The sequence below is a fragment of the Sorangium sp. So ce128 genome (assembly GCF_051525245.1).
Taxonomy (GTDB): Bacteria; Myxococcota_A; Polyangia; order Polyangiales; family Polyangiaceae; genus Sorangium; species Sorangium cellulosum_B.
In genome coordinates, this window is sequence record NZ_CP150313.1 from 3,439,383 (window position 1) to 3,450,931 (window position 11,549).

Annotated in this window: 2 protein-coding genes; both read right to left on the reverse strand. The window is 72.4% G+C overall.

What is annotated here, in order from left to right; all coding sequences use genetic code 11:
* Positions 1-16 precede the first annotated feature (16 nt).
* Positions 17-10,360: an amino acid adenylation domain-containing protein gene (locus WME82_RS13475; RefSeq protein WP_438043180.1), complete on the reverse strand. Its 10,344-nt coding sequence runs from the start codon at positions 10,358-10,360 to the stop codon at positions 17-19.
* A 110-nt stretch (positions 10,361-10,470) separates the two neighbouring features.
* Positions 10,471-11,478: a 2,3-diaminopropionate biosynthesis protein SbnB gene (gene sbnB, locus WME82_RS13480; protein ID WP_438043181.1), complete on the reverse strand. Its 1,008-nt coding sequence runs from the start codon at positions 11,476-11,478 to the stop codon at positions 10,471-10,473.
* Positions 11,479-11,549: the final 71 nt, after the last annotated feature.

The window sequence follows — 11,549 nt, forward strand, 5'->3', positions numbered from 1 at the left end:
CCCGGCGCCGGCCCGCTCAGGGCGCCTCGCGCCGGGCCCGCTCGATGAGCGCGCGGAGCTTCCGGGCGACAGGCTCGACGCCGGGCGCCTGCAGGATCGAATAGTGGTCGCCCCGCACGCGCTCGACCTCGACGCCCGAGGGCGCCAGCCGCCGCCAGGCGTCCACCGCGTCCGGCGACGAAGCCCGCCCGTCGATGGCCTGGAAGACCGTGATCGCCCCGCCGTACGGTCCGGGGTCATAGCGATGGAGCGCCTTCATGTTGCTCACGAAGACACGGCGCAGCGCCGGCAGCGCCTCCTCGGGGGGCGGGCTGCCGCCGGCGACCCGGGCCAGATCGTGGTCGAACAGGGCGTGAAGGAGGTGATCCGTGTCCGCAGGCGGCGCCCCGGGCCGGATGCCCTCGACCTGCGCGTCGATGAGCGCGAGCACCTCCACGCGCTGCTCGCTGCGCTCGAGCTGCCGCGCCATCTCGAACGCGACGACGCCTCCCATCGACCAGCCGCCGAGCAGGTAAGGCCCCGACGGCTGCACCGACCGCACAGCGCTCACGTAGAGCGCCGCCATCTCCTCCACGCTGGCCGGCGGCGCCTGGGCCCCGTCCAGCCCCGGGGACTGCAGCCCGTAGAACGGCTGCTCCGCGCCGAGCTGCCGCGCGAGCTCGCGGTAACACAGGACGTTACCCCCCACGGGGTGGACGCAGAAGAACGGCCGCCGCTCGGCGCCGGGCGTGATCGTCACGAGCGGCGAGCTCGGATCGAGGCGCCGCTCATCGCGGAGGAGCGCGGCGAGGCGCTCCACCGTCCCCCCCTGGAACAGCGCCGCGAGCGGCAGCCGCTGGCCGATGCGCGCCTGGATCTCCGCCATGAGCCGCACGGCCAGGAGCGAGTGGCCGCCGAGATCGAAGAAGTCGTCCCGGACGCCCACGCGCTCCGCGCCCAGCACCGCGGCCCAGATCGCCGCGAGATCTCGCTCCAGCGCGTCCCTCGGCGCGACGAAGCTCTCCGCCGCGCCGCTCCGGTCGGGCGGCGGGAGCGCCTTGCGATCGACCTTGCCGTTCGCGTTGAGCGGCAGCGCGTCGAGCAGCATGACGAACGCGGGCACCATGTACTCGGGCAGGAGCTCCCTTGCGTGCTCCTTCAGCAGGGCGGCGGAGCTCGGCGCGCCCGCGGCCGGCACCACGTACGCCACGAGCTGCTTGTCCCCTGGCCGATCCTCCCTGGCCACGACGACCGCCTCGGCCACGCCGGGATGCCGCTTGAGCGCCGACTCGATCTCGGCAAGCTCGATCCTGAAACCCCTCACCTTGACCTGGTGGTCCAGCCGGCCGAGGAACTGGAGCTCACCGCTCGGCAGGTACCGCGCGAGGTCGCCGGTCTTGTACATGCGGGCCCCGGGCAGGGGGGAGAACGGATCGGGCAGGAACACGTCGGCCGTACGCCGGGGATCCCGCAGGTAGCCGCGCCCCACGCCGACACCGCCAACGAACAGCTCGCCAGGAACCCCGATCGGCGCGGGCTGACCCCGCCGATCGAGGAGGTAGAGGCGCATGTTCGCGACCGAGCGCCCGATGGGGACGTGCGCCGCGGTGGGCACCTCCCGCACGCGGTGATGCGTCACGTCGTCGGAGCACTCGGTGGGACCGTACGCGTTGAGGAGCGGGATCCCTGGATAGGCGTCGATCCACTGCGCGCACAGCTCCGGCGGCAGCGCCTCTCCGGTGGCCACCATCCACCGGAGCCCCGCCAGCTGCGGCGCGCGCGCCATCGACCGCGCCTCCGCCAGCACCGCGCGAAGCATGGAAGGGACCAGCTCCACGATCGAGATGCCATGCTCCTCGATCGCGGCGAGCAGCCGGGCGGGATCCCGGACGACCTCCTCTCCCAGGATGTGAACGCGACCACCGAGGAGGAGCGCGACGAGGAACTGCCAGACCGAGATGTCGAAGCACTGAGAGGCGGTCTCCGCGACGCAGTCCTCCGCGGTGAGCTCGAGATCTTGCACCTTCGCGAAGAGGTGGTTGAGCATGCCGCGGTGCTCGACCATCGCCCCCTTGGGAGCTCCCGTCGAGCCCGACGTGTAGATGACATAGGCGAGGTTCGACGGGCGAGCGTGGGGCAGCGGAGCTCGCGCTATCTCGGCGCCCGGCGTGAGCGCCTCCTCGAGGTGAATGACCTGCGGCGCGGCCGCCATCCCCTCCAGGGCGCGCCGCAGCGCGGCCTCGAGCGGCCCTGAGACGAGCACGCGCCGCGCGCCGCTGCTCTCCAGCACCTGGGCGATCCTGTGAGGCGGGTGGAACGGATCGAGCGGCAGGTAGGCGCTCCCGGCCTTCCACACGCCGAGCATCCCGCCGAGGAAGTCGAGGCCGCGATCCGCGAGCAGCGCGATCACCTCGTCCGGCCCCGCGCCGTGACGCACGAGCGCGCGGGCGAGGGCGTCCGCGCGCTCGTCGAGGGCCCGGTAGCTCAACGAGGCGCCGCCCTCGCCCACCGCGGCGATCGCGCCCGGCGTCCGCTCCACCTGGGCCTCGAAGAGCGTCGTGAAGCACTCCTCCTCGGGGAACGGCATCTCGGTGCGGGTCCAGTCGTCGAGGAGGGTCCGCCGCTCGTCGGCGGGCAAGAGCGGCAGCGACGAGATCGGGCGGGTCGGGTCGCGCACGATCCCCTCGAGCAGCTGCTCGAGGTGCGCCGCCATCCGGGCGATCGTGGGCGGATCGAAGAGATCGGCGTTGTACTCGATGTGCCCCCCGAGCTGCTGATCCGCCTCCGTCAGCGCCAGGGTCAGGTCGAACATCGCTGTTCCGGTGAAGACCTCCTCGGTCTCCAGCGCCTCGGCCCGCGAGGCGCCGGTGGGATCCTGCAGGATGAACATGACCTGGAAGAGGGGGGCGTGGGCGCGGCTCCGCGCCGGGTTCAGCTCCTCCACCAGCTTGTCGAACGGCAGATCTTGATGCGCGTACGCCTCCAGCGCTGTCCGGTGCACCCGCTTGAGCAGATCGAGGAAGCTCGGATCGCCGGAGAGGTCCACGCGCAGCGCGACGGTGTTGAGGAAGAAGCCGATGAGCCCGTCGAGCTCCTGCCTGCTCCGCCCGGCCACGGGGGAGCCCACGACGATGTCCTGCTGCCCCGAATAGCGGTGGAGCAGCACCTGGAAGGCCGCAAGGAGCGTCATGAACAGCGTCACCGCCTCGCGCCGGCTGAGCGCCTTGAGCGCCTCGGTCATCGCCGTGGAGACGCGGATCGCGTGCCGCCCGCCGCGGTAGCTCAGCACCGGCGGCCGCGGGCGGTCGGACGGCAGCTCGAGCACCGCGGGGACGCCGGCGAGCGCCTGTTTCCAGTAGGAGAGCTGCGCCGCGAGCGACTCCTCGCTCAGCCACTGCCGCTGGCTCACGGCGAAGTCGGCGTACTGGATCGGCAGCTCGGGCAGGGGAGAGGGCCGGCCGCTGGAGAACGCCTGGTAGAGCGCCGTGATCTCGCGGGCGAGCACCCCGAGCGACCAGCCGTCCGTGATGATGTGGTGGAGCGCCACGACCAGCACGTCCTCGGCGTCGCGGAGGCGCAGCAGCTCGACGCGCAGGAGCGGCCCCTCGTCCAGATCGAACGGCTCGAGCGCCAGCCGGAGGTGCCGCTCGCGGGCCGCGTCCATCCGCGCGTCCGGCCGCAAGCCCCGCAGATCGGTGACCGGCACCGGGACCTTCGCCGGCGGGGCGATGCGCTGGACCGGCCGCCCGTCGACGCTCGGGAAGCTCGTGCGCAGGATCTCGTGCCTCCTCGACAGCTCGGTCACGCTGCGCTCGAGGGCGGCCGGGTCGATGGCCGACGAGAAGCGCACGCTCCACGCCACGTTCTGCGCGACGCTCTCGGGGCTCAGCTGGTGCAGGAACCACATGCGCTCCTGCGCGAGCGAGAGGGGGAGCGGCCCCGCTCGCTCGACGCGCCGGAGCGGCAGGAGCTCGGCGGCGCCGGCGCTCGCCTCGATGTGCCGGGCGATCGCCGCCACGGTGGGCGACTGGAAGATGAGCCCGAGCGGCAGATCGACGCCGAAGGCGCTCCTCAGCCGGGCCACCACCTGGGTCGCGAGGAGCGAGTGCCCGCCGAGCGCGAAGAAGTCGTCCTCGACGCCCACCCCGGGTACGCCGAGCGCCTCGGCCCAGATCTGCGCGACGCGGCCCTCGACCTCGGTGCGCGGCGCGACGAAGGTCGAGCTGGCCATCGCGTGCTCCCCCGAGGGCCGCGGGAGCGCCTTGCGATCGATCTTGCCGTTCGCCGTGAGCGGGAGCGAGCTCAGCGCCACGACGACCGACGGGACCATGTAGTCCGGCAGCCGATCGCGCACGAAACGCTTGATCTCCGCCTCGTCCACGGACCGCTCCGGCGCGGGAACGACGTAGGCCACGAGCCGCCGGTCCCCAGGGGTGTCCTCGCGGACCGAGACCACCGCGAGCGCGACCGCCTCGTGCTGCGCGAGCATCGCCTCGATCTCGCCGAGCTCGATGCGGAAGCCCCGCAGCTTGACCTGGTGGTCCGTGCGGCCGAGGAACTCGACGGTGCCGTCCGGCAGCCATCGCACCCGATCCCCCGTCCGGTACATGCGCGCCCCCGCGTCGCCGGAGAAAGGATCCGGCAGGAACCGCTCCGCGGTCAGCGCCGGGCGTGACAGGTAACCTCGCGTGACGCCCTCGCCGCCGATGTACAGCTCCCCCTGCACACCGACAGGCACCAGCTGGAGGTGGCGATCGCAGATGTACAGCGCTGTGTTGTCGATGGGCCGCCCGATGGACGCCCACCCCGTCCCGGCCGCCCGCTCGACGAGGTGCGTGGAGGACCAGATCGTCGTCTCCGTGGGGCCGTACATGTTGAGCAGCGCGCCAGGGAACGTCTTGCGGATCTCCTCGACGAGATCGAAAGGCAGCGGCTCACCGCCGAGGAGCAGCGCGCGCAGGCTGGACAGGGCAGCTGGCGCCGAGGGCTCCAGCATCATGCCGCGCAGCAGCGACGGCGTGCACTGGAGGTAATCCACCTGATAACGCTCGATCTGCCGCGGCGCCGAGGTGTCCTCCAGGCTCCGCCGGTCCTCTCGCTCGCTCAGGCGCTTCAGCTCGTCGAGGTACGGCAGGCTCGCCAGCACGGCGTCGGGTTCGACGCCGAAGTCGATGAGGCAGCCGATCTCGTCGACCCCGATCTCCTTGAGCTGGGCGACCCGCTCCAGGCAGTCGCTCGGCGTCCCGAACAGGCCGCTCGTCTCGACGTACCTCTCGAAGGCGTGGGAGACGAGCATGTCGAGGTCCTCCTCGCGGACAGCGCTGTCCAGATCGATGCCCAGGCTGCGGCCGAGCCCCCTCATCAGATCGGCCGAGCTGCGCAGGTAGCTGCGGAACGGCGCGCTGATCCGGGCGCGCACCAGATCGGCGTCCCGCTCGACGAAGGTGTGGAGCATGAGCGTGACGTGCCCCTCGCCCTCGTGCCCCGCGCGGCGGCGCGCCTCGCGGTAGATCGCGATCCGCTCCGCGAGATCATCGATGCTCTGGCCGAGCAGGTGCGTGAGGATGTTCATCCCGCCCCGGCCCGCCGCCTCGAAGGTCTCCGGGTTGCCCGCCGCCGTCAGCCAGACGGGCAGCTCGCGCTGCACCGGCTGCGGCCGGATCTGGATCTCCGTCGGTGTCCCCGCGCCGTCCGGGAACGTCAGCCGCTCGCCGCGCCAGAGCCTGCGGACAGCGTCGATGCCTTCCAGCATGATCCGCTTCCGGTCCGCGTACCGCTCCGGGGCCAGGACGAAGTCGCGCGCGTGCCAGCCTGACGCGAAGGAGACGCCGACGCGGCCGCGCGAGATGTTGTCGAGGAGCGCCCACTCCTCCGCGATCCTGACCGGGTGGTGCAGCGGGAGGACGACGCTGCCGGCGCGGATCGCGACCCGCTCCGTCATGGCCGCTATCGCCGCGCCGACGACCGATGGATTGGGGTACAGACCGCCGAACGCGTGGAAGTGGCGCTCGGGCGTCCACACGGCCATGAAGCCGTGGCGGTCCGCGAACCTGGCTCCTTCCCAGAGGAGCCGATACCGGTCGCCGCCGCCCTGGTCGGCGTCATCGGCGAAGTAGAAGAGGCTGAAGCCGAGCGGACGGCGCGCGCCGGGGCGGCCCTTCGCCTGCCGCCGCGGCGCCCGGTGCCGCTGCTCGCCCTGGAGGACCACCGTCAGGCCGCGTGTGAGCGTCCACAGGAGCTCCAGCACGGAGATATCGAAGGAGATGCTCGTGACCGCGAGCCAGCGCGCCCCCGGAGCGACGGGAGCGACTGGCCCGAGCGCTCGATCCATCGCGCTGAAGAAGTTCGCGACGCTCCGGTGGGGCACGACGACGCCCTTGGGCTTCCCCGTCGAGCCCGACGTGTAGATGACGTACGCGGCGTTGCCCGGGCGTGCGCCGGCCGCGGGCGGCGCGCCCGCCTCCGGCCGGCCCTGGCCCCTGCCGAGCATCACCGCGCGCGCCTTCGAGCCCGCGAGCCGCGTCGTGAGGTGCTCTTCGGTCACGACCACCGGCGCGCCGGCGTCGTCGAGCATGTAGCCGATGCGGTCCGAGGGGTACGAGGGATCGAGCGGCAGGTACGCGCCGCCCGCCTTCAGGACGCCGAGCAGCCCCACGAGCATGTCGATCGACCGCTCCGCGCACAGGCCCACGATCACCTCGGGCCCGACGCCGAGCGATCGCAGCTCGCCCGCGAGCGCGCCCGCCCGCGCGTCGAGCTCGCGGTACGTGATCTCTTCGCCCTCGAAGACGCACGCGGTCGCGTCCGGCGTCCGGCGGACCTGGGCGCTGAATTGCTCATGAATGCACGCGTCGGTCCACGCCGCGCGCGTCGCGTTCCAGCCCGACGTGACGAGCCGCAGCTCGTCCTCGTCCATCACGGTGGCCTCGGACAGGCGGCGATCGGGGCTCGACGCCGCCGACAGCAGCAGCGCGCCGAGGCGCGAGGCCATCCGGGCGATCGACGCGCCGTCGAAGAGATCGGCGCTGTACTCGAAGTACCCCTCGAACCCGTCCTCGCCGCTCCTCAGGGAGAGGGTGAGGTCCACCATCGAGGTGCCCGGATCGATCTCGGCCGGGCGCGCCTCGAGCCCCGGCAGCGCCGGGAGATCGACCTCCCGGTCCGGGAGCAAGATCAACATCGCCTGGAACAGCGGCGAGAAGCTCTGGCTGCGCGTCGGCCGCAGGTGCTCGACGACCCGCTCGAAGGGCACGTCCTGGTCCGCGTAGGCCTCGACCGCGACGTCGCGCACCTGCGAGAGCAGCTCCCGGAAGGTCCGGGCGCGGGACAGATCGACCCGCAGGACGACGGTGTTCGTGAACATGCCGAACAGCCCGCTCAGCTCCGGCGGGCGGCCGGCGACGGCGGAGCCGACGCACACGTCCTCCTGGCCCGAGCAGCGCCCCAGCAAGAGCGCGAAGCCGGCGAGCAGCGCCATGTACGGGGTGACGCCCTCCTGCCGGCAGATCGCCTCCAGGGCCTCGCGGAGAGCGCGGGGGAAGCGCACCGGCAACCTCGCGCCCCGGTAGGTCTGCGCCGCGGGTCGAGGGCGGTCCGTCGGCAGCTCGAGCAGCTCTGGCGCGCCGGCCAGCCTCGCGCCCCAGCGCGTGAGCTGATCCGCGGCGACGCCGCCGTCGAGGCGCTCGTGCTTCCAGAGGACGTAGTCGGCGTACCCCAGCGGCAGATCCGCGAGCCCGGGCGGAAGCCCTCGCGAGAAGGCCCCGTAAAGCGCCGACAGCTCCCGGGCGAGGACCCCGAAGGACCAGCCGTCCGCCACGAGGTGGTGGGCCACGACGAGGAGCACGTGCCGCCGCGGCTCGATGCGCAGGAGCGTGGCGCGCGCGAGCGGGCCGCGCGCGAGCTGGAACGGGCGCCGCGCCTCCTCGCGCGACCGCCGCTGCGCCTCGACCTCCCGGGCGGACAGGGGCAGGCCCGTCAGGTCCACGATCGCGAGCGGCAGCGCCCCCTCCGCCGCGATCACCTGGACCGGCTTCCCGTCTCGCTCCTCGATGCTCGCGCGCAGCGGCTCGTGGCGGCGCGCGATCGCGTCGAGCGCGCGCTGCAGCGCCGCCACGTCGAGCTCGCCGGAGAGATCCACGGCGACAGGGATGTTGTAGACGGGGTTGTCGGGATCGAGCTGCACCAGGAACCACAGGCGCTGCTGCACGGGCGCGAGCGGCAGCGGGCCCGGCGCTCGGTGGGACGTAAGCGCGGCCGTCAGCGCGGGCGTCAGCCCTCCGGCCGGCCGCGCCGCCGCCGCGCGCTGCGCGGCCACGTGCCGCGCGAGCGCGTCCGGGCTCGGACCCCGCAGGAGCACCTCGAGCGGCACCGGCGCGCCGAGCTCCTGCTCGAGGCTCGAGGACAGCTCGACAGCGCGCAGCGAATCCAGGCCGTAGCGGGTGATCGGCGCCTCCGGATCGAGCCCGCCCGCGGGCCCGCCGAGCGCCCTCGCGAGGTAACCGCAGAGCCACGAGCGCAGCTCCTCCACGGTCGCCGCGTCGCCTCGGGGCGCCGCGCGCGGCGGCGCCGGCTGGATCGCGGGCGCCGCGGCTGCGTCCGCGTCCAGGCGCGCGCCGCTCCTCACCTCGTCGGCGCGCCAGAGCAGCTCGGTCTGGAGCTCTCCGCCGAGGAACGCCGCGCGGCACGCGTGTCGCTGGATCTTGCCGCTGGAGGTCTTGGGAATGCTGCCCGGCGGGAGGAGCGCCACCGCATGCGGCTGCAGGTCGTGCTCCATGGCCAGCCGCTCCCGGATCGCCCCGATCGCCGCCTCGCAGGCCGAGAGGCGCGCGCGCAGGTCTCGCTCCTTCCGGACGTCGATCTCCAGCGCGAGGGCGAGCCGCTCCTCGCCGTCGACCTCCACCGCGAACGCCGCCGAGCACCCCGACCGGATCGCCGGGTGGCTCTGCTCGACGGTGAGCTCGATGTCCTGCGGGTAGTGGTTGCGGCCGCGGAGGATGATCAGGTCCTTGCGCCGCCCTGTGACGAAGAGCTCCCCGTTCTTCAGGAAGCCCAGGTCGCCCGTGCGGAGGAACTCGCCCGGCTCGCCGGTCGCGAGCCGCGCGCGGAAGGTGCCCTTCGTCTCCTCGGCGCGACCCCAGTAGCCCTGGGCCACGCTGGGACCACGGAGCCAGATCTCGCCCACGTGCCCAGCGGGGCAGGCGGTGAGCGCCTCGGGGTGCACGACGACGAGCTCCTGGTCCGGCAGCGAGCGGCCGCAGCCGACGAGCAGCCGCGCCCCCGCCTCACCGGCGGCCGCCTCCTCGGCGCGCCCCTGCTCCAGCGCCGCCGCGCTCGAGGCGCCCATGATGGGCCCGTCGCCCGCTTTCCCGCCGGAGACGATCAGCGTCCCCTCCGCGAGCCCGTAGCAGGGATAGAAGGCCGCCTTCCTGAACCCGCACGGCCCGAAGGCCGCCGCGAACCGATCGAGGGTCTCCGGCCGCACCGGCTCCGCGCCGCAGAAGGCGACCTCCCACGAGCGCAGATCGAGCGAGCGCCGATCCTCGGGCGAGCTCTTGCGAACGCACAGCTCGAAGGCGAAGTTCGGGCCGCCGCTGATGGTGGCTCCTTCCTCCGAGATGGCCTGCAGCCACCGCAAGGGGTGCCGCAGGAACGTCAGCGGGGACATCAGCGCCACGTTGAACCCGTGATACAGCGGCTCGAGGATGCCGCCGATGAGCCCCATATCGTGGTAGGGCGGCAGCCATATCACCCCTGTGCTGCCCCGGTGCGCGCCGAAGCACCGTGAGATGCTCTCCAGGTTGTGCAGCAGGTTGCGGTGGCTCAGCATCACCCCCTTCGGGGTGCCCGTGGATCCCGACGTGTACTGGAGGAAAGCGAGCGACGCCGGGCCGAGCGCCGGCGGCCGAAAGGCGCCCTGGCCCTCCGCCGGCAGCTCGTCGGTCGCGACCCAGCGCGCCGCGCCGAGCTCCGGCGCGCGCTCGAACAGGTGCACGGCCATCGACGTGATCGCGCCCGTGGAGAGCACGAGCCCGGCCCGCGCGTCCTTCAGGATGGCGCTCAGCCGCGGCAGCGTCCGCTCGATGCGCGCCGGATCCGGCGGGTACGCCGGCACGGCGACGAGCCCCGCATAGACGCAGCCGAAGAAGGCGACGATGTACTCGAGCCCAGGCTCGTAGAGCAGGATCGCCCGCTCTCCGGGCTCCGCGACCTGGCGGAGCGCGGAGGCGACCTGGCGGGCGCGGCGGGCGAGGTCGGCGTAGCTCATGCGAGCCACGATCTTCCCGCTGTCGTCGCGGAAGCTGTATCCGCACGTCTCGGCGCTCCGCGCCTCGAGCAGATCGATCAGTGTGGCGTACCGCGGTTGCTGTTCGAGCGTCGTCATCTACAAGCTACCTCTGTTACAGACGGCATGGTCACGCCGGCGACATCGAGCTTCCTGATCGCCGCCGCCACCGGACGGACGCGCCACGCGAGGCGCGCGGTTCACTTGCCTCAGCGCGCCATCTCGAAGAAAAAGTCGTCGACAACGACGCGCTGGCCTCGCGCGCTCGCGACGTCGTAGACCCATCGGCCGACCGCGAGGTCGAGCACCCCGAGCCCGAAGGGCGAGAAGATCGCCGGCTTGTCGCGGCCGATCCGGCGCTCGCCGCGCATGAGCTGGGCGAGGGTCCCGGTCACGAAGCTCCGGCCGCCGCTCAGCCTCTCCGCGAGGTGCGGCGACGTGTTCGCCTTCATCACGTGCTCGACGTCATCCACGATGTTGTAGGACCCGAGCAGGATCTCCGGCGCGAGATCGCGGAGAGAGATGTTGAGCACCAGCGGGTTGTGCGCGAACAGCGCCGGATCCAGGATGTAGGGCTCGCCCGCGACCGTGGCGAGGACGATGAGATCGCTGCCCGTGATCGCGGCCTCGAAGCTTGAAACGCAGTCGATCGCGCCGTGGCGACCCGGCTTGCACACCTGGGTCGCGAACCGCTGCGACTCCGCCTTGTCCAGATCGTGCAGCAGCACCGACCCGATCTCCCAGCCGAGCGCGAGGAGGAAGTCGTAGATGTACCTCGCGATGAGGCCATTGCCGATGATGCTCAGCCTGCTCACCGCGCGCTTGCCGCCGTTCATCCACTCGGCCGCCAGCGCCGCCGAGCCGGCCGTGCGGGCGGCGGAGATGATCGAGCTCTCGAGGCAGGCGAAGGGGTAGCCCGTCTCGTAGCTGTTCAGGAGGAGCGCCGCCGAGGCCCGCGGGATCCCCCGGCGAATGTTGTCGGGGTAGCTCGCGATCCACTTGATGCCCGAGACGCCGACGTCTCCCCCGAGGAACGCGGGCAGCGCGATGATGCGATTCTTCGGCTGCTCCGGGAACCGCAGGAAATAGCTGTCCGGGTTCACCGTCTGCCCGTCCTCGTGCATCAGGTAGGCGCTCTTGACGCGCTCCACGCAGGCGGGGATGTCGGCATGGATGATCTCGTGGATCACCTTGCCTGTAATGATCGAGAAATCCATTCTGATGCGATCTCCGTTGTCTCACGCTGGCCCCGAGCCTGGCGTCGCTCCTCCGAGGCAGCGCGATCGCC